Origin of the sequence: Silvimonas soli (assembly GCF_030035605.1) — a bacterium.
Taxonomy (GTDB): Bacteria; Pseudomonadota; Gammaproteobacteria; order Burkholderiales; family Chitinibacteraceae; genus Silvimonas; species Silvimonas soli.
This window is the reverse complement of sequence record NZ_CP106736.1, coordinates 1656697-1678720: the sequence shown is the minus strand read 5'-3', so window position 1 is coordinate 1678720 and position 22024 is coordinate 1656697. Positions and strand designations below refer to the sequence as shown.

Annotated in this window: 23 protein-coding genes; 11 read left to right on the top strand and 12 right to left on the bottom strand. The window is 56.9% G+C overall.

The window, feature by feature from the left end; genetic code table 11:
* Nucleotides 1–46: 46 nt before the first annotated feature.
* The 6 genes from N7220_RS07685 to N7220_RS07660 are packed head-to-tail and all read right to left on the bottom strand — an operon-like array spanning nt 47 to nt 4970.
* Nucleotides 47–1456, bottom strand: coding sequence for an RNA polymerase factor sigma-54 (locus N7220_RS07685; protein WP_283150871.1), 1410 nt, complete (start codon nt 1454–1456; stop codon nt 47–49).
* Nucleotides 1457–1516: 60 nt separating this feature from the next.
* Complete coding sequence (gene lptB, locus N7220_RS07680; RefSeq protein ID WP_283151413.1) at nt 1517–2242, bottom strand: LPS export ABC transporter ATP-binding protein; 726 nt, start codon at nt 2240–2242, stop codon at nt 1517–1519.
* 44 nt (nt 2243–2286) lie between these two features.
* Nucleotides 2287–2862: a lipopolysaccharide transport periplasmic protein LptA gene (gene lptA, locus N7220_RS07675; protein WP_283150870.1), complete on the bottom strand. Its 576-nt coding sequence runs from the start codon at nt 2860–2862 to the stop codon at nt 2287–2289.
* A complete protein-coding gene (lptC, locus tag N7220_RS07670) occupies nt 2834–3415 on the bottom strand; it encodes an LPS export ABC transporter periplasmic protein LptC (protein WP_283150869.1) in 582 nt (193 codons plus the stop codon). The genes lptA and lptC overlap by 29 nt, the downstream gene beginning before the upstream one ends.
* 9 nt (nt 3416–3424) lie before the next feature.
* Nucleotides 3425–3943, bottom strand: coding sequence for a KdsC family phosphatase (locus N7220_RS07665; protein ID WP_283150868.1), 519 nt, complete (start codon nt 3941–3943; stop codon nt 3425–3427).
* Between the two features lie 22 nt (nt 3944–3965).
* Nucleotides 3966–4970, bottom strand: coding sequence for a KpsF/GutQ family sugar-phosphate isomerase (locus N7220_RS07660; RefSeq protein ID WP_283150867.1), 1005 nt, complete (start codon nt 4968–4970; stop codon nt 3966–3968).
* A 115-nt stretch (nt 4971–5085) separates the two neighbouring features.
* Here N7220_RS07660 and N7220_RS07655 point away from each other — a divergent pair, with 115 nt between their 5' ends.
* Nucleotides 5086–7026: a monovalent cation:proton antiporter family protein gene (locus N7220_RS07655; RefSeq protein ID WP_283150866.1), complete on the top strand. Its 1941-nt coding sequence runs from the start codon at nt 5086–5088 to the stop codon at nt 7024–7026.
* A gap of 131 nt (nt 7027–7157) precedes the next feature.
* Here the strand turns inward: N7220_RS07655 and N7220_RS07650 are convergent, their stop codons facing one another.
* The gene (locus N7220_RS07650; RefSeq protein WP_283150865.1) at nt 7158–8324 is read right to left on the bottom strand and encodes a Do family serine endopeptidase; all 1167 of its coding nucleotides are present in this window, start codon (nt 8322–8324) and stop codon (nt 7158–7160) included.
* Between the two features lie 14 nt (nt 8325–8338).
* Here N7220_RS07650 and N7220_RS07645 point away from each other — a divergent pair, with 14 nt between their 5' ends.
* From N7220_RS07645 to N7220_RS07610, 8 genes are all read left to right on the top strand, one after another.
* Nucleotides 8339–9091, top strand: a complete 753-nt coding sequence (locus N7220_RS07645; RefSeq protein WP_283150864.1) for a Nif3-like dinuclear metal center hexameric protein — start codon at nt 8339–8341, stop codon at nt 9089–9091.
* An 11-nt stretch (nt 9092–9102) separates the two neighbouring features.
* Nucleotides 9103–9597 (top strand): hypothetical protein, encoded by a 495-nt coding sequence (locus tag N7220_RS07640; RefSeq protein WP_283150863.1) that lies wholly within the window; start codon nt 9103–9105, stop codon nt 9595–9597.
* Nucleotides 9598–9737: 140 nt separating this feature from the next.
* On the top strand, nt 9738–10322 hold the full coding sequence (petA, locus tag N7220_RS07635; RefSeq protein ID WP_283150862.1) for a ubiquinol-cytochrome c reductase iron-sulfur subunit: 585 nt from the start codon (nt 9738–9740) through the stop codon (nt 10320–10322).
* A gap of 23 nt (nt 10323–10345) precedes the next feature.
* A complete protein-coding gene (locus N7220_RS07630; RefSeq protein ID WP_283150861.1) occupies nt 10346–11686 on the top strand; it encodes a cytochrome b in 1341 nt (446 codons plus the stop codon).
* A 16-nt stretch (nt 11687–11702) separates the two neighbouring features.
* Entirely contained in the window at nt 11703–12476 is a 774-nt protein-coding gene (locus tag N7220_RS07625) for a cytochrome c1 (RefSeq protein ID WP_283150860.1), read from the top strand.
* A gap of 208 nt (nt 12477–12684) precedes the next feature.
* Nucleotides 12685–13290, top strand: coding sequence for a glutathione S-transferase N-terminal domain-containing protein (locus N7220_RS07620; RefSeq protein ID WP_283150859.1), 606 nt, complete (start codon nt 12685–12687; stop codon nt 13288–13290).
* A 66-nt stretch (nt 13291–13356) separates the two neighbouring features.
* Entirely contained in the window at nt 13357–13827 is a 471-nt protein-coding gene (locus tag N7220_RS07615) for a ClpXP protease specificity-enhancing factor (protein ID WP_283150858.1), read from the top strand.
* 421 nt (nt 13828–14248) lie between these two features.
* A complete protein-coding gene (locus N7220_RS07610; protein WP_283150857.1) occupies nt 14249–14461 on the top strand; it encodes a hypothetical protein in 213 nt (70 codons plus the stop codon).
* Between the two features lie 113 nt (nt 14462–14574).
* Here the strand turns inward: N7220_RS07610 and N7220_RS07605 are convergent, their stop codons facing one another.
* The 5 genes from N7220_RS07605 to purM form a co-directional block, all read right to left on the bottom strand.
* On the bottom strand, nt 14575–15963 hold the full coding sequence (locus tag N7220_RS07605) for an RsmB/NOP family class I SAM-dependent RNA methyltransferase (RefSeq protein WP_283150856.1): 1389 nt from the start codon (nt 15961–15963) through the stop codon (nt 14575–14577).
* A gap of 168 nt (nt 15964–16131) precedes the next feature.
* The gene (locus N7220_RS07600) at nt 16132–17064 is read right to left on the bottom strand and encodes a DUF3108 domain-containing protein (protein ID WP_283150855.1); all 933 of its coding nucleotides are present in this window, start codon (nt 17062–17064) and stop codon (nt 16132–16134) included.
* On the bottom strand, nt 17000–18289 hold the full coding sequence (locus tag N7220_RS07595; protein WP_283150854.1) for a DUF3108 domain-containing protein: 1290 nt from the start codon (nt 18287–18289) through the stop codon (nt 17000–17002). The genes N7220_RS07600 and N7220_RS07595 overlap by 65 nt, the downstream gene beginning before the upstream one ends.
* Entirely contained in the window at nt 18286–18891 is a 606-nt protein-coding gene (purN, locus tag N7220_RS07590) for a phosphoribosylglycinamide formyltransferase (RefSeq protein ID WP_283150853.1), read from the bottom strand. Before purN ends, N7220_RS07595 begins: the two co-directional genes overlap by 4 nt.
* 79 nt (nt 18892–18970) lie before the next feature.
* Nucleotides 18971–20014 (bottom strand): phosphoribosylformylglycinamidine cyclo-ligase, encoded by a 1044-nt coding sequence (gene purM / locus N7220_RS07585; RefSeq protein WP_283150852.1) that lies wholly within the window; start codon nt 20012–20014, stop codon nt 18971–18973.
* Between the two features lie 178 nt (nt 20015–20192).
* Between purM and N7220_RS07580 the strand changes: the two genes are divergently transcribed.
* Both N7220_RS07580 and hda read left to right on the top strand, forming a co-directional pair.
* Nucleotides 20193–21320, top strand: coding sequence for an AI-2E family transporter (locus N7220_RS07580; RefSeq protein WP_283150851.1), 1128 nt, complete (start codon nt 20193–20195; stop codon nt 21318–21320).
* On the top strand, nt 21313–22005 hold the full coding sequence (gene hda, locus N7220_RS07575) for a DnaA regulatory inactivator Hda (RefSeq protein WP_283150850.1): 693 nt from the start codon (nt 21313–21315) through the stop codon (nt 22003–22005). Before N7220_RS07580 ends, hda begins: the two co-directional genes overlap by 8 nt.
* Nucleotides 22006–22024: the final 19 nt, after the last annotated feature.

Below are 22024 nucleotides of genomic sequence, written 5' to 3'. Positions count from 1 at the left end.
GGCATTCTCCTTCTGGTAAGCCATTAAGACACTGCACCGATAAGGGCTACAGGTTTTTGCGCAGATTGACGGGTGGAACGTTCATGCCCTCCCTGTACTTGGCAACGGTTCGCCGCGCAACCACGATCCCTTGCCCGGATAAAGCTTCGGCAATGGCGCTATCTGAGAGCGGCCGGGTTTTGTCTTCGTTCTGGATCATCTGTTTGATGAGCGCTTTGATGGCGGTGGCCGAACATTCGCCACCGGCTTCGGTGTCAACGTGACTGCCGAAGAAGTATTTGAACTCCAGCAAGCCACGTGGGCTGGTCATGTATTTCTGGGTAGTAACGCGGGACACGGTGGATTCATGCAGATCCAGTTCCATGGCGATATCGCGCAGGACGAGCGGGCGCATGGCGACTTCACCATGTTCGAAAAACGCACGCTGGCGTTCAACGATGGCCTGAGCGACCCGCAGAATGGTTTCAAAGCGTTGTTGCACGCTTTTCACCAGCCATTTGGCTTCTTGCAACTCGCGCGCCAGCACACCGCCTTCGCTACGTTGCAGGATATCTGCATAGACTTGATTGATGCGCAACCGCGGCATCGCGGCTGGATTGAGTCTCACCTGCCATTGCCCCTTGATCTTTTGCACCAGTACGTCAGGTACAACGTAACGTGGTGTCAATGCCGCCCATTGTGCTGCCGGGCGCGGATTCAGACTGGTGATCACACTTTGCGCGGCTTTCAGTGCCGCGTCGTCACATTTCAGTAACCTTTTGAGCTTAGTGTAGTCACGCCCGGCCAATAAATCGAGATGTTGTCCGACGATCTGTCGTGCCAGCTCGCAAGCGGGAGAAGGTGCAACCAGGCGCAACTGCAGGCCCAAAGCCTCCGCAGTATTGCGGGCACCCACCCCAACGGGATCAAACTGCTTGAGTCTGGCCAGTGCTACGGCCAGGTCATCAATTTCAAGCTCCAGATGTGTGACGATCTCCGGCGGGATTTGTTCCAGTAATTCTTCGAGGGACATTGGTAAAAATCCCTCATCGTCCACTGCGTCGATCATGAAAGCCAGGGCAGCATGGTCGCGCTCGGGCAAACGCAGCACCCCCGCTTGATCCAGCAGATGCTCGCGCAGCGTCAGCTCTTTGGCGACCTGGGTGGCCGGATCGAAGTCGTCATCATCGTCACCGTTGCGCGCATTGCCGGTGCCGCTACCCCAGTTCATGTCGTCGCCGCTGCCATCGTAGGCCGGTTCTTGCGGGGTGCTGTCGCTCTCGCCGGAAACAGGTTCGGGACTGTCGGAAGGGTTACTGCCGCCACCATCTTGTTCCAGCAGCGGATTTTCCAGCAGGTAACGCTCGATTTCCGTCTGAAAATCGAGTGTGGACAGCTGCAACAGCTTGATTGACTGCTGCAGCTGCGGGGTGAGGTTCAGTTGCTGCGAAAGACGCAGTTGAAGGGATTGCTTCATGCTGCGTTTATATCCAGACAAAGAGGGTGGCGGTTGATCGGCGCTTTAGGCATGGCGCGGTTACATGCGGAAATGTTCGCCCAGGTAAACCTTGCGCACTTGTTCGTTGGCAATGATTTCGGCTGGATGCCCGGATGCCATCACGGAGCCTTCAGAGATAATGTACGCCCGATCACAAATCCCCAGCGTTTCGCGCACGTTATGGTCGGTAATCAGCACGCCGATACCACGGTCGCGCAGATAAGCAATGATGCGCTGGATGTCCATCACCGCAATCGGATCGACTCCGGCAAAGGGTTCGTCCAGCAAAATAAAGCGCGGATCAGCAGCCAGTGCGCGGGCGATTTCGGCACGTCGCCGCTCGCCGCCAGACAAACTCATGGCGCCGCTGTCACGCAGATGGGCAATGTGCAATTCATGCAGCAATTCGTCCAGTCTTTCGGCGCGGCGGGTGGCGTTTTTCTCGCGCAGTTCCAGCACAGCCAGAATGTTCTGGGCGACCGTCATCTTGCGAAAAATCGAAGCTTCCTGCGGCAGATAACCCAAGCCCAGTTCTGAGCGCTGGTGCATCGGCAGGCGACTGATGTCCTGGCCATTCAGGGTGATTTCGCCACCATCGGCAGCGACCATCCCGACAATCATATAAAAGCTGGTGGTTTTGCCCGCGCCGTTAGGGCCAAGCAAACCGACGACCTCTCCCGCATCCACTCGAATGGCTACGTCACGTACCACGGTGCGTTTGCCGTAGCGTTTCATCAAACCGGAAGCGTTCAGGGATGCAGTCATGGGTTGAGTGGCCGGGCCGTTGTTATCGAGTGATCGGGAGGGCTTCATTGGGCCCCGCTTGCGGTGACTGCACTGGCCTTGGTTGCCGCCGGTTTGGTGGTGGCAGCGGCACTGGCGTCTTTTTTCTTCGGAACGATCGTCACATTGACGCGACCGGCGCCGGACTTGGTGCTGTTGGCGGTGTACTGGTCGTTGTTCAGGTTGTAAGTGATGATGTCCCCAAACACTTCGTTCTGGTTCTTGCGCACCCAGGCACTGTTGGTCAGCACCAGCATGCCGGTTTTCTGGTTGTAATCGTAATGCAGTGACTCAGCATCAACCCATTCACCATCATCTGCCTGCTGGCGAAATTTCACTGGTTTGCCATCGCCTTGCGAATATTGCATGCCATCCGCGTCTTGATGGATCACCAGCTTGTCCGAGCGCAGCGTCATGGTGCCTTGCGTGACAACCACGTTGCCGGTGTACACACCGGTATTGGCTTTCTGGTCGTAAGTGGCCGAATCAGCTTCAATTTTCATCGGCTTTTCACGATCAGCCGTTGAGGCCAGGGCGGCAGTTGCCCCCAGCGCCAGGCTGATTGTCAGGACGCTATTTACTGCTGCGTTGCGCAGGGACATAAGTGGTGCTCACTCTGGATTTAACTAAAAGGGTCTGGCCAGCAAGGTCGGCTTGAAAGCCAACACCCTTGGCGTGGTAGGCACCCATGTCGGCATCGACCGGGGCTTCCGACCAGGCGTCACCGGGTTTGGGTTGATACCAGATTTCCCGACCGTGAATGACCATTTGCGCGTGCTGTGCATCTGGCTGGCGCGTCATCGTGGTGGGTTCGGGCATCCACAATTTTTCGCCTTTGTTGATCGATTGCGCGCGCGTGGTAACGAGGTCGACCCGCGGTTTGCCCGGTGCAGTAGACACAAGGTGCGGATTGTCGAACCAGGCGCTGTCGTTTTCTTCGTAATGGCTGACTTTGTCGGCGTCCAGTCGCTCGAACGGCCGACCCAGTTCGTCAAAGCGCACGGTATGGGTGTTGTTGGCTATCAAATTCGGCTCATCCACCAGCCGTTGGTTGTCCAGTGCCGGCAAGGTTGCGGCAGAGTTCAGTCCCCACACCAGCAGCGCCAGGAACACAATCAACACCAACGGCAAGAGTCGCGAAGACAAAGAATTCACTGGCCGTCCTTAGCGCAAATAGTACGCGAGGATACCATCCAGCGTTTCTTGTGCACGCATGATGGATTCACAGGCTTCACGCACTGCGCCGTGACCGCCGTGTTTGCTGGTGATGTAGTGAGCGTTGTCGCGCACGATTTCCGGCGCGTCTGGCACGGCAATGGCAAACGCCACTCGGCGCATCACCGGCAAGTCAATGACGTCATCGCCCATATAGCCGCATTGTTCGGCGGTCAGGCCGGTGGCTGCCAGCAGTTCGCCAAACGTTTCCAGCTTGTCATTCGCACCCTGGTACAGCAGTTCAATATTCAGATTGCGCGCGCGATGGGCCACCAGTTGCGATTTGCGCCCGGTAATGATTGCCACCTTGACGCCGCTGTCTTGCAGCATGCGAATGCCGTGGCCATCGAGCGAGTTGAATGCTTTGAGTTCTTCACCGGCGTCGTTGTAAAACAGACTGCCATCGGTCATGACACCATCGACGTCAAAGATCATCAGGCGTACGGCTTTTGCTGCTTGGTGGTTCATGGTGTTCCCTGTTCGGTGCCAGTCAGACTACGCGTGCGCGCAGCAGATCGTGCATATTCAAAGCGCCAGCGAGCTTGCCGCTATCGGTGACCAGCAAAGCGCCAATGCGGCGCTCTTCCATGATCAATACCGCCTGTGCGGCCAATTTACCCGCTTCTATGGTGATGGGGTTGGGCGTCATCACTTCAAGTACTCGCGTGTGATGTACGTCCACGCCACGGTCCAGCGCGCGACGCAGATCACCGTCGGTGAAAATCCCTACCAACTGGTTCTGCGGATTCATGACTGCGGTCATGCCCAGGCCTTTGCGGCTGATTTCCATCAGTGCATCGCGTAATGGCGTGTCTTCCTGCACGATGGGCAAGTCGTCGCCGTGGCGCATGACGTCGCTCACGCGAATCAGCAAGCGTCGCCCAAGGCTGCCACCCGGATGGGAGTGGGCGAAGTCTTCTGCACCAAAATCGCGCTCTTCCAGCATGGCAACAGCCAAAGCATCGCCCAGCGCCAAAGCCACTGTAGTGCTGGCGGTGGGGGCGAGATTTAGCGGGCAGGCCTCTTGTTCCACGGCCGAATCCAGCCAGATATGCGCTTCGCGGGCGAGGGTGGATTTGCCGTTACCGGTCATGGCAATCAGCGGCACGCCCAAGCGCTTCAGACTGGGCAAAATGGTCAGCAACTCGTCTGATTCGCCGGAGTACGACAGTGCCAGCACCACGTCCTGGGGCGTAATCATGCCCAGATCGCCATGCGCGGCTTCTGCCGGATGCAAGAACAGCGCGGGCGTGCCGGTACTGGACATGGTGGCGACAATCTTGCGCGCAATATGGCCGGATTTGCCCATGCCGGTGACGACGACGCGACCTTTGCAGGCCAGCATCAGTTCACAGGTCTGGCTGAAACGTTCGTCCAGCCGTTGCGAGATATGCTCGATGGCGGCGGCTTCAATCGCCAGCACATGGCGGGCGCGGGCGAGAAAACGGGAGGTGTCTTTGGGGCTCATGGCGATCAAGTATAAAAGACCGGGCATGGAATCTGCTAGCGACGTTGTTACATGGCAGGCTCGCCGGTATGCTGTTTCACTATACTAAAGCCCACAATTATCGACATCGAGAATCGCCATTCACCTCACTTCCCTGCTTCTTTTGCTCGCCGCAGCCGTGCTGACCGTGGTGGCCTGCCGCAGCCTGAAACTCCCGGCCATGCTGGGTTATCTGGTTGTGGGCATGCTTATTGGCCCGCATGCCTTGGGCTTTATTGACAGCTCCACCGGCGCCGAACACCTGGCCGAATTCGGTGTGGTATTCCTGATGTTTACCCTTGGTCTGGAATTCAATCTGGCCCGTCTGATGGCGATGCGGCGGGTGGTATTCGGGCTGGGTGCCAGTCAGGTAGTGGCTACGGCGCTGCTGGTTTGCGCGGTGACGTTGATAGGCGGCGGCGACTGGAAGACCGGCTTGGCACTGGGTGGCGCATTGGCGATGTCGTCCACTGCGATGGTCTCCAAGCTGCTGGCTGAGCGCAATGAACTGAACGCGCCACATGGCCAGAACGCCATTGGCGTGCTGTTGTTTCAGGATCTGGCGGTGGTGCCTCTGCTGATCATGATCCCGGCCCTGAGTCGCCCGGCCGGAGAGATGTTCTACGCGCTGGGTTTCGCCGCGCTGAAGATTGTGGTGGTGTTGTTTTTGTTGTTGTACTTGGGACAGAAGTTGATGCGCCCTTGGTTCAACCTGGTGGCGCGGCAGCATTCCAGTGAACTGTTCATGATCAACCTGTTGTTCATCACGCTGGGTATTGCCTGGCTGACCGATCTGGCCGGTTTGTCGATGGCGCTGGGCGCTTTTCTGGCCGGGATGTTGATTGCCGAAACGCAATATCGCTATCAGGTGGAAGACGATATCCGGCCGTTCCGTGATTTGCTGTTGGGGCTGTTTTTTGTCACGGTCGGCATGAATCTGGATTTCGGCACCTTGCTGCGGCAGTGGTGGCTGGTGTTAGTGGTGCTGGCGTTGATGGGGCCGGGCAAGATGCTGTTGATTGCCGGGTTGGCGCGCTTGTTTGGCTCGTCGCCAGGGCCAAGTTGGCGGACCGGTTTTACCTTGGGGCAGGGCGGCGAATTTGCCTTCGTGTTGCTGGCGTTGGCGGCCAGTTCGGGGCTGATCTCCAGCGAACTGCATCAAGCAACCATTGCTGGCGTGGTGTTATCGATGCTGGCTACGCCGTTTATTGTTCAGCACAGCGACAAGCTCGTGCTGCGCCTGGCCAGTTCCGAGTGGATGAATATGGCGGCCAACCTGCATCAGATTGCGGTGCGGTCGATGGGCGCGCAGGGGCATGTGGTGTTGTGTGGCTATGGGCGCAGCGGGCAATCACTGGCGCGGTTGTTGTCGCAAGAAAACATCCCGTTCTTTGCGCTTGATCTGGACCCGGAAGTGGTGCGTGAAGCTGGCGCAGCGGGTGAATCGGTGGTGTATGGTGATGCCGCCAAGCGCGAGGTCTTGCTGGCCGCCGGGCTGATGCGCGCGCGCGCCTTGGTGGTGACCTATGCCGATACCCATTCCGCGTTACAGATTCTGGAACTGGCCAAGCAATTGCGGCCGGATTTGCCGGTGATCGTGCGCACCTACGACGATTCGGATATAGACAAACTCAAAGCCGCCGGTGCCGCCGAGGTGGTGGCCGAAATCCTGGAAGGCAGCCTGATGCTGGCATCGCACACGCTGATGCTGCTAGGCACGCCGCTCAATCGGGTGCTCAAGCGCATTCGGGAAGTCCGGGAAGCGCGCTATCAGATGTTCCGTGGCTTCTTTCGCAGCGCGACCGATGACGTGGAGGGAAGCGACCGCTCCCAGCCGCGCCTGCACAGTGTGCACTTGATCAAAGGTTCGGCGGCAATCGGGCGCCATCTGGGTGAGTTGGGGTTGGAAGCGATGCATATCGATGTGAAAGCCCTGCGCCGAACCAATATGCCGCCAGTCTTGCCTGAGGCCGATTTCGAATTGCTGGAGGGCGACGTGCTGGTGCTGCTGGGCGAGCCGGAAAATCTCTCGGCAGCGGAAATGCTGTTGTTGAGCGGCGGTTAGCTTGAGCGAGCGTTACTGCGATGGTGTTGCCTCCCCGTTCTAGTCGGCTTTGCCGCGATATAAAAAAACCGCCCTAAGCGACTGGGCGGTTTTTTATCGGCCGAGCCAGGCTGGCTCACGATGGCGATGCTTTAGCGTTGGGCAATTTTCGGACGACGTCCGATTTTCACATTCAAGGTGATGTCCTGGCCGTTGCGGAACAAATGCATGGCGGCGATTTCATCAGGCTTGAGTGCCGCCACCTGATTGAGCATGGCCGATGAGTCGTCGATATTTTTGCCCGCGACCGACAACAGGATGTCGCCCGGCTTGATGCCGGATTTATCCGCCGGGCTACCGCGCACCACACCGGCAATCAGCGCGCCGTGGGCTTGTTTCAGCTTGAACGACGCCGCCAGTTCCGGCGTGACATCCTGCGCTTCTACGCCCAGCCAGCCGCGAGTCACCTTGCCGTCTTTGATAATGGCTTCCATGACCTGCTTGACGGTGGAAGCCGGGATGGCAAAGCCGATGCCGAGCGAACCGCCAGACTGTGAATAGATAGCGGCATTGATGCCAACCAGATTGCCTTCAGTATCCACCAGCGCGCCGCCGGAATTACCCGGGTTGATCGGGGCGTCGGTCTGGATGAAGTTCTCGAAGGTATTGATGCCCAGTTGTGAGCGGCCCAGCGCGGAAACAATGCCCATGGTGACGGTCTGGCCCACACCAAAAGGGTTGCCGATTGCCAATACCACGTCGCCCACTTGCAACTTGTCGCCATCGGCAAAGGCAATTGGCGGCAAGGTGCCTTCATCGACCTTGATCACAGCCAGGTCGGTATCGGGGTCAGAGCCCACCACTTTAGCTTCGGCCGTGCGACCGTCGGCCAGTGCGACTTCAATCTCGTCGGCCGATTCCACCACGTGATTGTTGGTGATGATGTAGCCCTTGTCGGACACGATCACCCCGGAGCCCAGACTGGAAGTGCGCTGCGCATCGTCGTTGCCGAAGAAGCGGCGGAATGCCGGATCGTTGAGCATCGGATGGCGCGGTGAGCGTACTTCTTTGGACGTATAGATATTCACCACCGCTGGCATTGCCCGGTGCGCACCGGCGCTATAGCTAAGCGGTGCACGGTTGACGGGCGCGGAAGCAACCGCGCTGGCCGGGCCGGAAGCATGCGTGCTCTCGCGCAGCGTGACCACTTCGCGGATCGCCTTGTTCGGTACCCACTCCGGATAGAGCAAGGTTGCAAGGAACCAGATCGCAAGCCCGGCGGTAGTGGTTTGTGCGAAAATCAACCAAAGTTTTTTCATAGGGACCCGGATCAATGCCGGTAAACAGACAGGTACTGGAAAAGTATATCGGACAATATTTGTCCGTATCGCGCTTTCGCGACTATTGCCCAAACGGCCTGCAGGTTGAGGGCCGTGAAAGTATCGCCCGGGTGGCGACAGCGGTCACCGCCAGCCTGGCTGCAATCGAAATGGCGATAGAAACGGGGGCCGATGCTTTGCTGGTGCATCATGGTTTTTTCTGGAAAGGCGAAGCCCAGCCAGTGGTGCGGACCAAGAAAGCCAGAATTGCCGCATTGCTTGGGGCAGATCTTAACCTCTTTGCTTACCATCTGCCGCTAGACGCCCACCCGGAAGTCGGCAATAACGCGACGCTGGGTAAATTAATGGGTGCGACGGCTGACCAATTTTTTGGCGATCAGGAACTTGGTTGCGTTGGCACACTCAGTAGCCCAGCTACGGTGGCACAACTGACCGCCCGGTTAATGTCCGCAACCGGACGCGAACCTTTGGTGCTGGGCCCGGCCGATCGCACAGTCAGCCGCATCGGCTGGTGTACCGGTGGCGCCCAAGGGTTTTTCCATGAAGCGGCCACACTGGATATCGATTGTTTTGTTTCCGGCGAAAGCGCTGAATTCGTGACACATCTGGCGGCCGAATCCGGTGTGACCTATCTGGCGGCTGGTCATCATGCTACCGAGAGAGGCGGTGTACGGGCGCTGGGCGATCATCTTGCGGCTCACTTCGGCCTTGACGTTATCCACCTGGAAGTTCCCAACCCGGTATGAATCGCGTGAATATGAAATCACTTTCCCCACTGCGCCTGCTGGCGCTGGTTGCCAGCGTGTTGCTGGCGGCATGTGCTACCCCGCCAGAATCGTCTTCGGGCGGTCGTCCCGGTGTTGGTAATGCCAGTTCGCCGACTGAGGCGCAATTGCCACAGACCAAATTGCCGGCTCCCGGTCAGGTGCCTAGCGTGCGTATTACAGGCCGCACTGCTCAAGCCGTGCTCGATGACATCGTTAAATTTCGCACCGGCAAAGGCATGAATGTGCGTAATCGCAGCGCCATGCGAGTGGAGTTTGCCGAGGTTGTGACCACTGCCAAACAGCCTACCGAGGCGCGGATGGTCTATATGTTGAGCCCCGCCAGTGGCGGGCTGAATCTTTCGGCAAGAGTGTTTCAGGTCAGCTATCCTGGAACAGCCAAAGAACGCGTAGCGGAAATCACCGGTGTAGTGTCTGACAAACTCAGTAAAGAGCTTGCCGGTTACGCTGGCAGTGGTGGCTGGTAGTCCCTTGTACGCGTGCGGCTTTTAGTTCGGCCGCACGTCGGGTAGAATTCACGCGTTTTACGAGCAACATCACCCATGAACCACGCGCGAGCGTGGTTTGGTCGTTGTTTCTTGTTCCATAATTTGTCAGGGATCGGGTTATGAGTGACCAGCACGTTGATAACAGCAAACGTCGGTTTCTGCTTCTCGCCACCAGTGGCGCAGGTGCGGTAGCTGTAGCGGGAATCGCGACGCCGTTTATCGCAAGCTTCCTGCCGTCAGAGCGCGCGAAAGCCGCTGGCGCGCCGGTAGAAGTGGACATCAGCAAGCTTGAGATGGGCCAGAAGATTAACGTCGAATATCGCGGCAAGCCGGTGTGGGTGGTTAAACGCACCAAGGAAATGCTCGACAATCTGCCCAAGCTTGATGGCAAACTCAACGATCCCAAGTCTGACGCCAGCGATCAGCCGGATTTCGCGCACAACGAATGGCGTTCGCTCAAGCCGGAAATCTGGGTTGCCACCGGTGTCTGTACGCACTTGGGCTGTTCGCCAACCTTCCGCCCGGAGCTGGCTCCGGCGGATCTGGGTCCGGACTGGCTCGGCGGCTACTACTGCCCCTGTCATGGCTCGAAATACGACCTCGCAGGTCGCGTGTACTCCGGTGTTCCGGCGCCACTGAACCTGCCTATTCCGCCCTACAAGTTCCTGACCGATACCACGCTGCGTATCGGCGACGACAAGTAACCGGCTCCCAAAGAGGCTGAGACATGAGCAAAGCACAAGAAATCCTCAACTGGGTTGATGACCGGTTTCCGCTGACTTCCACATGGAAGTCGCAGATGTCCGAGTATTACGCGCCCAAGAACTTCAACTTCTGGTACTTCTTTGGTTCATTGGCACTGTTGGTGCTGGTAATCCAGATTGTTACCGGTATCTTTTTGACCATGAACTACAAGCCGGATGGCTCGCTCATTCCGGGCACCAACATCTCGGTGGCGTTCAATTCGGTCGAATACATCATGCGTGACGTGGCGGGGGGATGGATCATCCGCTACATGCACTCCACCGGCGCCTCGATGTTCTTTGTCGTGGTTTATCTGCACATGTTCCGTGGCTTGATCTACGGTTCGTTCCAGAAGCCACGTGAACTGGTTTGGGTGTTCGGTTCGCTGGTGTTCCTGGTGCTGATGGCCGAAGCGTTCCTGGGCTACCTGCTGCCATGGGGTCAGATGTCGTTCTGGGGTGCGCAGGTTATTGTTAACTTGTTCTCTTCGATTCCGCTGATCGGACCAGACCTGTCGACCTTTATCCGTGGTGACTTCGTGGTGTCCGACGTGACACTGAACCGCTTCTTTGCGCTGCATGTGATTGCTGTGCCGCTGGTGCTGCTGGCGCTAGTGGTGGCTCACTTGATCGCGCTGCACGAAGTCGGTTCGAACAACCCGGATGGCGTGGATATCAAGAAGAATAAAGACCCGAAGACTGGCATTCCGCTGGACAGCGTGCCGATGCATCCTCACTACACCATCAAGGATATCCTGGGTGTGGTGGTCTTCCTGATCGTGTTCTCGACCATCGTGTTCTTCAAGCCGAACATGTTTGGTTACTTCCTTGAAGACAACAACTTCATCCCGGCTGATCCGCTGAAGACTCCTCCGCACATTGCGCCGGTTTGGTACTTCACTCCGTTCTACGCCATTTTGCGTGCGGTGCCGTCGTTCCTTGGTTCGCAAGTCTGGGGCGTGCTGGCGATGGGCGCTGCGGTTGTCGTGATTGCGCTGTTGCCATGGCTGGATCGTGCACCGGTCAAGTCCGTGCGTTATCGCGGCCCGGTATTCAAGACTGCGCTGGTGCTGTTCCTGGTGGCGTTTATCGGTCTGGGCATTCTGGGTACGTTGCCGCCAACAGACGTGCGTACGCTGGTCTCGCGGATTCTGTCGGTGATCTACTTTGGCTTCTTTGCCGGTATGCCGTTCTATACCAAGCTCGATAGCTACAAGCCGGTACCAAGCCGCACGACCGATGCGACGTTTGAGCGCAAGGTTCGCTTCTTTGTCTATGTCGCGATTACCTTGGTGCTCACGGCTCTCTTTGCCAAAGTGATTTAACAGGACAACCGCAGCCATGAAACTGAATTTACGTGTTTGGCTTGCCGCTGCAGTGCTGTGCCTGCCGCTGGCTTCGTTTGCTGAAGAAGGTGGTCCGGCGCTGGATAAGGCACCGATCAACCTGCAAGATACCGAGTCGCTGCAACGCGGCGCGCAAACCTTCACCAACTATTGCTTGTCCTGTCACGGTGCAGCGCTGGTGCGCTACAACCGCCTGACTGACCTTGGCTTGACTGAAGATCAGATCAAAAAGAATCTGATGTTCACCACCGACAAGGTTGGTAACCCGATGCGTGTGGCGATGACCAACGCCGATGCCAAGAACTGGCTGGGTGCTGCTCCGCCAGATCTGTCGGTAGAAGCTCGTGCTCGCGGTGCTGACTGGCTGTATACCTACCTGCGTTCGTTCTACCGTGATGATTCCCGCCCGACCGGCTGGAACAACGCAGTGTTCGACAAGGTTGGCATGCCGCACGTGCTGTGGGAGCTGCAAGGCACCCAGGAGCCGGTGTACAAGACCGAGAAGGTTAACGGCAAAGACGCCCAAGTGCTGGAAGGCGTGAAGCTGGTCAAAACCGGTCTGCTGACTCGTTTTGATGGCGACAAGGTTGATTCCACCGAGTACGACAAGCGCGTGGGCGATCTGGTCAACTTCATGGTTTACATCAGTGAGCCAGCCCAGATTCATCGCGAGCAAATCGGCTATGCCGTATTGCTGTTCCTGATCTTTATCCTCTTCCCGCTGACTTATGCGCTGAAGAAGGATTACTGGAAAGACGTGCAACACTAAGCAGCTTGGGTGATGCAGCAAAAAACGGGGCCATTGGCCCCGTTTTTCATTGGTAATCCTGAGCTGGTCATATCTTCAAGTGTGGCGCTCGGCAGACAGGCATTTTTTCCTTATTAATCATTTGGTTATCGCTCATTTTCTGGCCTTGTTGAGCGAAAGTCTTTACAATTCAGCGTTTTACGTCATCCCCATTCGGAGACCCCGCCTTATGATGAAGCTGTATTCCGGCACTTCTTGCCCGTTCAGCCACCGCTGTCGCATCGTTTTGTTTGAAAAAGGCATGGACTTCGAAATCATCGATGTCGACGTGCATAGCAAGCCAGAAGACCTCGCCGTCATGAACCCGTACAACGAAGTGCCGGTTCTGGTTGAGCGTGATCTCACCTTGTACGAATCCAACATCATCAATGAATACATTGATGAGCGCTTCCCGCACCCGCAACTGATGCCGGTTGATCCGGTCATGCGTGCCCGTGCCCGCCTGATGTTGTTCAATTTCGAGCGCGAACTGTTCATCCACGTGAAAACACTGGAAGACGGCGCCGCCACCAAGAAAGCGCAAGATGCTGCCCGCGTGACCATTCGCGACAATCTGACCCAGATTGCTCCGCTGTTTGCCAAGCAGAAGTTCATGCTGGGTGAAGAGTTCTCGATGCTGGACGTGGCCATTGCACCGCTGCTGTGGCGCTTTGAGCACTATGGCATTGAAGTGACCAAGCCACTGGCCTCGATTCTGAAGTATGGTGAGCGTCTGTTCAGCCGCCAGGCCTTTATCGATTCGTTGACCGCCAACGAAAAAGCCATGCGCAAGTAATATGGTATGAGCGCGATGTGCCACCGTAGTTTGGCGCATCGCCTTTCATGCTATTGGGGTATATCCATGTCATCAGTCTCGACCAAACCCTATCTGATTCGTGCCATTCACGAATGGTGTTCCGACCACGGCTTTACGCCTTATCTGGTTGTTGCGGTCCGCAACGAGATGCAGGTGCCGATGGAATACGTCAAGAACGGGGAAATTGTTCTTAACATCGGTTACAACGCCACTCGTGGTTTGAATCTGGGCAATGACTACGTATCGTTCTCGGCCAGGTTCAATGGCGTGTCGCGCGACATCATGATCCCGGTAGGCACTGTGGTCTCGATCTTCTCGCGTGAGAACGGTGAGGGGATGGGCTTTGAATATGAAGCGCCGCCGGAAGAAGTAGCAGGCTCTTCTGCCGAGTCGGGCCCGGTGCTGGCCAGCAAAGATCTCCACGATGCTGTGCAGCAGGACAACAACGACGATGATGATCATCCCGAGCCGCCGCGTCCATCGGCAGGGCGTTCGCATTTGCGGGTTGTGAAATAACCGGCAGTCGCTGGCTTGTATTGTCAAAAAAAGACCTCGCTTCGGCGAGGTTTTTTTATTGATGGGTCTGACGGCCAACCATTTGTCTGCAGTGTAGGGTTCGAGTGGCGAAAAGGGTGCGTAGTTCTGGTGCATAAACGCTAGAAATGATGTTTTTCTGCACCAAAAACGTTAATTAAATGTCATTTATACTACAAAAATATCCATTTTGAATTTTATGTTTTTGTCCTAATTATTTAAAAAACATATAAAAAACATATAAAAAACAGTGTGTTGGATTGTATTTTTGATTTTATTTTCGATGTTTTCGTATGATTTTTTGTAGTATTTAGTGATAAACGTTTGAAATTTAGTTACGTAATTTAACTACGTTTGATGTATGATGAAGTCATTGAATAAGTCGCCCGAAAGGAGATTCACCATGAGCATCAGCATCCCGTTTTTTGGTAAGGTTGGTTCCGATGTAACCAAGTTTGAACCGAATATGCGCGTGAACCGTGCCGGTGGCTTGGGTGAACCCGAACAAGTTGACGGCCTTGTGCTGTATCAAGTTGGCAAGCGCGCCAAGGTTTGTTGGGGTCCGGGTAATTCCAGTATGGAATCGGTTAACGACCTGACTTTGATCGTCGAATAAAGAGTTCACCGTTCCGACTCGGGCCCATGACCGAGCCGGAATGTAAAAAGCCCCGGCTAATCACCGGGGCTTTTTTTCGTTTAGCAGTCCCGGCCTGGCCGGGAACAAGTCACTCAGGGCGCGCTAGCCACAACTTCTTCGACCGCAACGGCTTCGCCGCTTTCTTCGTCAGCATCGTTAGCAGCGGCGGACTCTTCCAGTTCTTCTGTGGCTTCGCTTTCCAGAACTTGAGCCTGCAGCGGTTTGCGTTGCAATACGGCGGCGTAAAAGCCATCAGTGCCGTGCTGTTGCGGATTCAGAACCAGGTCCGGGCCGGCCAGTTCAAGCTCGACGCGTTCTTTGCTCAGCAGCGTACGAACGTCCATGCGCTCAAATTCGGGATGAGTGGCGAGGAAGGTATCGACAATGACGCTGTTTTCCGACTCCAGGATACTGCAGGTGGCATAGACCAGACGCCCGCCCACCTTTACCAGTCGTGCCGCCGAAGCCAGAATCGATGCCTGCTTGTTGTTCAGTTCACCCACGCCTACCAGTGTCTGACGGTATTTCAGATCCGGATTACGGCGCAGCGTACCCAAGCCAGAGCATGGCGCATCGACCAGAACCACATCCATCTTGCCTGCGAGACGTTTGATCTTTTGATCGTGTTCGGATGAAATCAGTTGCGCTTGCACGTTGGACAAACCAGAACGTGCCACCCGCGGCTTCAGATTGGCCAGACGCTTTTCCGACACGTCAAACGCATACAAACGCCCGGTCGATTGCATCAGCGCGCCCAGTGCCAAGGTTTTACCACCGGCGCCAGCGCAGAAGTCGGTCACCATCTGGCCACGGCGTACGCCAGAGATCAACGCCAGCAACTGGCTGCCTTCGTCTTGCACCTCATACAGACCGCCAAGGAAACCTGGATGGCGCGACAAGGCGGGTTTGGCACCCAAGCGGATACCCCAAGGCGAGTAAGGCGTTGGCTCGGCCACAAAATGTTCCGCGCGCAATTGTTCCAGCAGCGTGTCGCGCTTGGTTTTTAGCAAGTTGGCGCGGATATCCAGTGGCGCGCTTTGGCCCAGACCGTGACCAATGGCGAGGATTTCGTCATTGCTGCGACCTTCTGCGTGCAAGGCGTCGACAATCCATTGCGTAAACCCGGCGCGCACGGCGAGCGGCGCTTCCGCCAGATTCACGGCTTTCCACTTCTTCGCCAGTTCCAGTTGGTCTTCGCGATAGAAGGTGGCCAGTTCTTTCATGGTGCGTTTTTCTACGGCGGCATGAAAAGCCAGCAGCCACAGGCGCGCACCGGCTTCTTCGCCAGCAATCCACTTGAGTTTGGGCAGCGCTCGCAATACGCCAAAGACGTTTTCTGCCACCGCGCTACGGTCACGCGCGCCCAGCTTTTTATGTTCGCGGAACAGGCGCGACATACAAACGTCAGCCGGAGCGGTGAAGGGCAGAATCTGCTCAAGGGCGTCGAGCACTGCGTTGAACTGGATCGTTGTGAGAAGCATGGTGTTTTTTCTTGGTAATGTTAATTCGTGAACAATAAAGAACGCTGCGGTCCGTAATGCACCAAGAGCCATCCGATCGATGCCAGTGGTGCGAACTGCAGGTTCTCAGTTGCCCGGTTTGCGGCAAATTGTGCTGCCAGCGTGCCGGACATCAAAATACAAAAGTGCTTAATTGCCCGATGATTTGGGTCGAGAGCCCGGATCAGCGGTGGGTGGTTGCAGTACCGCCGTGCCATCAATGTCGATTTGCGTGGCCCAAAGATCCAGCGGCGCGTCTTTGCCCATATTGAGCACCATCCTTACTGGCAGGTTAGACCATTGCGGGGCCAGCCAGAAATCAAATACCCGATCTTCGAAGGTGCCGCGCAGCAAAACTACATCAACGGGTTGGCCAGACAAGCGCCATGTTTTTTCTTCTATGACTGCAAAGGCCACATTTTTGTAGACCTTGCGACCGCTGATCATGGAGAAAGTGAAATTTCTGCTATGCACGCCCTGCAAGGCAAACTGGAAGGCGGCGGAGAACAAATCCTGATCGCCCGCATGCAATTCATTGACCGAGGTTTTGTCGCCATCATGCAGCGTTAACTGATGGCTGGACCAATCAAATACCGCTTCGTTTTCTAGCTTGCCGTCGCGGGTGTCGGTAAAATGCTCTGGCTCCAGACCATTTTTGCCAATGCGTCCTTCGCTGCTGAAGGCCCGCGTGCGCCCGAACAACGCGGCGCCAATCGTCAACGAATAACGGCCATTGCCCGATTCCCACTTCAGACGCGCCGGAATGGGTAAACCACGATAGACATAAGTGATGCCTACGTTCTGCGGAAAAGCCTTGATTGCCTTTGCTGTAGCCGCATCCAGCTGCGCCGGATTAACAGCAGCTTGCTGGCTGACCGCAACGATACTCGATGCCTCGGCTGGTGCCGAAGCGCCGGGCGTGGCTGCGCCGACCATCATGGCAGGAAAAGCACACAAGCAGGCAATTAACAACGAGCGAAAGTTCATAGGCTTCATGGTGTTGGCGAACAGATAAGGGTTAGCCGTGCGGGCCACGTGGGCGATCAAGGCCAGGAATCGGCGCTTCCAGTACGGTATTGCCATCGATCTCGATCTCCGTGGCCCAGATATCCAGCGGCGAGTCCTTGCCCATATTCAAGACCATGCGCACGGGCAGGTTGGACCACTGCGGCGCCAGCCAGAAATCAAAAACCCGGTCTTCAAATACACCGCGTAACAAAATGGCATCGACCGGCTTGCCGGAAAGCTTCAGGGTTTTTTCACCCAGAATCTCAAATGCGACGTTCGGGTACACCTTGCGTCCGCTGGCCAGCGAAAAGGTGAAGTTCTTCATGCGTGAACCCTGCAGCGCAAACTGGAACGCGGCGGAGAACAAATCCTGATCGCCAGCGTGCAAGTCCGCTTGAATAGTCTTGTTGCCGTCGTGCAAGGTCAACTGATGGCTGGACCAGTCAAACAGCGCTTCATTTTGCAGCTTGCCGTCGCGTGTGTCGCTAAAGCGATTTGGCGCCAAGCCATCTTTGCTGATGCTGCCGACACTGCTGAAGGCGCGGCTTTTGCCAAACATGGAGGCAGCAATATTCAGTGAGTATCTGTCGCCTTGCGCTTCCCATTTCAGCCGCGCCGGAATCGGCAGGCCCTGATATTTATAGGTAATCGCCACTGTCTGTGGAAAGCCCTTGGCGGCGGCGACTATTTGCGGGGCAGAAGCGCTCGCCGAGCTTGCTGCACTGGCGATCTGCGGACTGCTGGCGGTTATGCCGTGATTCGCCTTGCCATTGCCAGCTGGGGCTGGCGCACTGGCTGCGGCAATCGTCTCGCTGGCAGGTGCACTGGCAACGGCGCTGGCACTGCTGAACCAGGAGGAGGTCGGTACAGACGCGGCTGCGACTTCTGTCGCGCTGGCGGCACTGGCACTGTTGCGGCTAGCCAGTTGTACTGCTGGCTTGGGTTTGCGCCGTACAACTGGCGAAGCTTTGCGCGGCTCGGGCTTGGGGGCGACAGCGACCACCACTGGCGCCTTGACTACGGGTTGCTTCGGTGTGAGCCAGACCGTGACTACATCCGGGCGTTTGATGCCCTTGAGTGCTTCTGGCCGTTTGTCATCGTCATCCCATTCTTGCGCGGACAACTTGTGCGTGGCTTTGCGTAATTTCTCATGGGTATCCGGGCTGGTACCGTTCATCACATAGTCGTAGATCATGTCGCCGGAGATCGACAAAAAGTGCGCGATCAACGACACGACAAAGGCCAGGATCAGCAGAAGGCGGGGTGCTCGCCAGCGATTGGCGACGCGGGGTTGGCTCATGCGGCGGCGTGACCAATGCGCACGCGATGGCCCTCAATATGGAGGCGACCTTGCACAAACCATTGCACGGCAAGTGGGTAAAGCTGATGTTCTTCAATCAGGATGCGCTCAGCCAGTGCGATAGCGGTGTCGTCTTCCAGTACAGGCACCGCTGCTTGCGCGATGATCGGGCCGTGATCAAGTTCGGCAGTGACAAAATGAATGGTGCAACCGGCCAGTTTCACGCCTTCATCAATGGCGCGCTGGTGGGTGTGCAAGCCGGTAAAAGCAGGTAGTAGGGACGGATGTACATTGATCAGGCGTCCGGCGTAGTGGTTTACAAAACCGTCGGTGAGGATGCGCATGAAGCCAGCCAGTACCACGAGGTCTGGTTCGTACCCGTCAATCAGTTGCGCCAGGGCGCTATCAAACGTCGCGCGATCAGCAAATTGGGTGTGATCCAGCGCCGCCGTGGCGATGCCGCGCGCAGCCGCCCACGCCAGGCCGCCAGCATCGGGCCGGTTGGAGATCACTGCCGCAATGCGGGCTTGAGGGATATTGGCTTCTACGATCGCCTGCATATTGCTGCCGCGACCGGAAACCAGAATGACGATGTTCTTCATGAAAGACGCATGCAGTAAGCGTTGAAAACGCGAGAGCCGGGCATTTGACCGGCTCTCAGCGTGGCAGTTCTCACACAGTTCAAGCGACTTGGGTCTGGTGTTCGTCACCGTTACGGGTACGTACAGTGCCGATGCGATAAACCGTCTCGCCTTCGCCAGTCAGCAGTTGCTCGGCAGCGTCAGCCTGATCGGCACCGACAATCACGACCATGCCGATACCGCAATTGAAGGTGCGATACATTTCTGCCGCCGCCACGCCGCCTTTCTCTTGCAGCCACTGGAACAGCTTGGGCATGGTCCAGCTCTTGGCGTCGATTTGTGCGACTACGTTGTCAGGCAGTACGCGCGGCACGTTCTCAGAAATGCCACCACCGGTGATGTGCGCCATGCCTTTGACCGGCAGGGTTTGCATCAGCTTGAGCAACGGCTTCACATAAATGCGGGTCGGGGCCATCACAACATCCGCCAGCGATTTGCCGTTTTCAAACTCGGCGGCGTAATCGGCTTCGGAGAGATGCAGAATCTTGCGCACCAGCGAGTAACCGTTGGAGTGCGCGCCGTTGGAGGCCAGGCCCAATACTACGTCGCCAGGCCCGATGGTTTTGCCGGTGATGATGTTGGCTTTTTCCACCACACCAACCGCAAAGCCGGCCAGATCGTACTCACCAACCGGGTACATGCCCGGCATCTCGGCGGTTTCACCGCCAATCAGCGCACAACCGGCTTGTTCACAGCCGTGGGCAATACCGCGGATGACTTCAGTGGCGGCGTCGACATTGAGCTTGCCGCAGGCAAAGTAGTCGAGGAAGAACAGCGGCTCGGCGCCTTGCACCAGAATATCGTTTACGCTCATGGCGACCAGATCGATACCGACGGTGTCATGGCGATTGAGTTCGAAAGCCAGCTTGAGCTTGGTGCCCACGCCATCAGTGCCGGAAACCAGCACGGGTTCCTTGAATTTCTTCGAGATCTCCACCATCGCGCCAAAGCCGCCCAGACCGCCCAGCACTTCCGGGCGCATGGTACGCTTGGCATACGGTTTGATGTTTTCGACAAGTTGATCGCCCGCGTCGATATCAACGCCTGCGTCGCGGTAGCTCAAGCCGGTGGGGGTGGTGGTCATGCGTGGTGGCCTCGTGGTCCTGATCTGATCAAATGGCGTATGCAAATGGCTGCAATGTTTTCAACTTATAGCTACAAAACGTGACCGTCGGAACTCAGGTTCATGGCGGTAATGCCGCGTTGCAGCTAGAATTGGCAGCCTTTTTGCCAAAAAGCTCAGTATTTTAACGCATCCTGCGATGATACGCCCGACTCCCCGTCTGCCCAAAGAATTGCACCCGGCCTGGCTTGCTGCCCTGCTGGTGCCCGCCTGCGCGCTGCTTTGGCTGTTGATGCCGGTTTTGATGCCGTTTGCGACCGCTGCGATCCTGGCGTACATCCTGCATCCGGCCCAATCCTGGCTGACCCGTCATCGCGTCAACGGCAATCTGGCCGCCTTGCTGGTCATTATCGGTCTGGTGTTGCTGCTGCTGGCTTTGCTGCTGATTATTGCGCCGCTGGTCATCCAGCAAGTACAGCAGCTTTATCACCTGGCGCCGCATTTTGCCGACTGGGTGGATAACACGCTGGCACCGGCGCTGGCACAGCGTTTTGGTATTCATGTGGCGCTGGATCACGATTCATTTGTCACCTGGATAGCTGGCCACGAAGAAGCGATCAAGGCTGCTTTGCCAAGCATCTTCAAGAGTCTTGGCAACGGCGGCAGAGCGTTTATTGGCCTCATGGCCAATGTTTTCCTTACCCCGGTGGTGTTGTTTTACTTTTTACGGGACGGCGACAAATTCTCGCCGCGCGTGCTGGAACTGGTGCCACGCCGCTGGGACCGACGCTTTCGCGGCTTCCTGGTCGAAATTGACGATGTGTTGTCCGAGTTCTTGCGCGGCCAGCTCACCGTAATGCTGGTCATGTGCGTGATTTACAGCGGCGGCCTGTATCTGGCCGGGCTGAATGCCGCACTACCAGTGGGTATTGTTTCGGGCTTGCTGACGTTTATTCCGTATCTCGGCTCGGGCACCGGCATGGTGCTGGCCACGCTGGCGGCCGCCGGGCAGTTTGGGTCGGTGGTCGGCATCGGCTTGTGCCTGGTGGTGTTTCTGGTCGGCATGGCGCTGGAAGGCAATCTGATAACGCCCTATCTGGTCGGTGACCGCATCGGGCTGCATCCGGTCGCGGTGATCTTCGCCCTGATGGCATTCGGCCAGTTGTTTGGTTTTGTCGGAGTCTTGCTGGCGTTGCCGATGGCCGCCATTTTGCAAGTCGGCCTGCGCCACCTGCGAAGGCATTATCTGGATAGCGATGTTTATCGCAAGCATCCGCACGCTGGCATCTCACGCCGCAATCTGCAGCAAGGAAAGGGCGATGAGTGAGCAACTGATTCTTGATTTGTACCTGCCGCAGCCGCCCAGCTTTGAAGGCTTTGTGCCGGGCGAAAACGCCGAGCTGTTGTTTATGCTGGGCGAATGGGCCGCGGGCGCGAGTGACATCCGCTTTCTGTATCTGTGGGGCGGCAATGGCGTGGGCAAGTCATATTTGCTGGCGGCCGCCGCGCAACGCTGGCCGGGTGTGATCAGCATTGATGCGGCCAGTCAGTCCTTACCCGACTTCTTGGCTGCTGACGCCGCGTTGATTGTCGATAACGTCGATCAACTGGACCCGGAACAGCAAATCCGCCTGTTCGATCACTACAACACGTTGCGCGAAGGCAGCGGCCGCTTGCTGGCAACTGGCCCGGTGCCGCCCATGCAACTGGACTTGCGTGATGATCTGACGACTCGCCTGGGCTGGGGGTTGGTGTATCAACTCAAGGCGTTGTCGGATTCCGACAAGATTGCCGCATTGCGCACGCAGGCCCGCGAATCGGGCTTTGAGTTGTCGACGGAAGCGGCGGATTACCTGCTGCGCCATAGCCGACGTGATCTGGCGAGCCTGCGCTCAGTGCTGGAACAAGCCAATCGCTATGCGTTATCGCTCAAACGGCCAGTTACCGTGCCGTTGATCCGCGAAGTACTCAGTGGCGAGCGCCGTCAGGGCGGGATATTTCCGGCGCCCTGACGCATCATGCTCAGAGCGT

What these genes read in the sequence shown, in the direction of transcription:
- N7220_RS07660 (WP_283150867.1), bottom strand. Translation starts at nt 4,970, where the DNA reads ATGCCCGGTCTTTTATACTTGATCGCCATGAGCCCCAAAGACACCTCC.
- N7220_RS07625 (WP_283150860.1), top strand. Translation starts at nt 11,703, where the DNA reads ATGAAACTGAATTTACGTGTTTGGCTTGCCGCTGCAGTGCTGTGCCTG.
- N7220_RS07610 (WP_283150857.1), top strand. Translation starts at nt 14,249, where the DNA reads ATGAGCATCAGCATCCCGTTTTTTGGTAAGGTTGGTTCCGATGTAACC.
- purN (WP_283150853.1), bottom strand. Translation starts at nt 18,891, where the DNA reads ATGAAGAACATCGTCATTCTGGTTTCCGGTCGCGGCAGCAATATGCAG.
- hda (WP_283150850.1), top strand. Translation starts at nt 21,313, where the DNA reads ATGAGTGAGCAACTGATTCTTGATTTGTACCTGCCGCAGCCGCCCAGC.
- N7220_RS07600 (WP_283150855.1), bottom strand. Translation starts at nt 17,064, where the DNA reads ATGGCAATACCGTACTGGAAGCGCCGATTCCTGGCCTTGATCGCCCAC.
- N7220_RS07580 (WP_283150851.1), top strand. Translation starts at nt 20,193, where the DNA reads ATGATACGCCCGACTCCCCGTCTGCCCAAAGAATTGCACCCGGCCTGG.
- N7220_RS07620 (WP_283150859.1), top strand. Translation starts at nt 12,685, where the DNA reads ATGATGAAGCTGTATTCCGGCACTTCTTGCCCGTTCAGCCACCGCTGT.
- purM (WP_283150852.1), bottom strand. Translation starts at nt 20,014, where the DNA reads ATGACCACCACCCCCACCGGCTTGAGCTACCGCGACGCAGGCGTTGAT.
- lptA (WP_283150870.1), bottom strand. Translation starts at nt 2,862, where the DNA reads ATGTCCCTGCGCAACGCAGCAGTAAATAGCGTCCTGACAATCAGCCTG.
- N7220_RS07645 (WP_283150864.1), top strand. Translation starts at nt 8,339, where the DNA reads ATGCCGGTAAACAGACAGGTACTGGAAAAGTATATCGGACAATATTTG.
- N7220_RS07595 (WP_283150854.1), bottom strand. Translation starts at nt 18,289, where the DNA reads ATGAGCCAACCCCGCGTCGCCAATCGCTGGCGAGCACCCCGCCTTCTG.
- N7220_RS07615 (WP_283150858.1), top strand. Translation starts at nt 13,357, where the DNA reads ATGTCATCAGTCTCGACCAAACCCTATCTGATTCGTGCCATTCACGAA.
- N7220_RS07605 (WP_283150856.1), bottom strand. Translation starts at nt 15,963, where the DNA reads ATGCTTCTCACAACGATCCAGTTCAACGCAGTGCTCGACGCCCTTGAG.
- N7220_RS07630 (WP_283150861.1), top strand. Translation starts at nt 10,346, where the DNA reads ATGAGCAAAGCACAAGAAATCCTCAACTGGGTTGATGACCGGTTTCCG.
- N7220_RS07650 (WP_283150865.1), bottom strand. Translation starts at nt 8,324, where the DNA reads ATGAAAAAACTTTGGTTGATTTTCGCACAAACCACTACCGCCGGGCTT.
- lptB (WP_283151413.1), bottom strand. Translation starts at nt 2,242, where the DNA reads ATGACTGCATCCCTGAACGCTTCCGGTTTGATGAAACGCTACGGCAAA.
- N7220_RS07640 (WP_283150863.1), top strand. Translation starts at nt 9,103, where the DNA reads ATGAAATCACTTTCCCCACTGCGCCTGCTGGCGCTGGTTGCCAGCGTG.
- N7220_RS07665 (WP_283150868.1), bottom strand. Translation starts at nt 3,943, where the DNA reads ATGAACCACCAAGCAGCAAAAGCCGTACGCCTGATGATCTTTGACGTC.
- petA (WP_283150862.1), top strand. Translation starts at nt 9,738, where the DNA reads ATGAGTGACCAGCACGTTGATAACAGCAAACGTCGGTTTCTGCTTCTC.
- N7220_RS07685 (WP_283150871.1), bottom strand. Translation starts at nt 1,456, where the DNA reads ATGAAGCAATCCCTTCAACTGCGTCTTTCGCAGCAACTGAACCTCACC.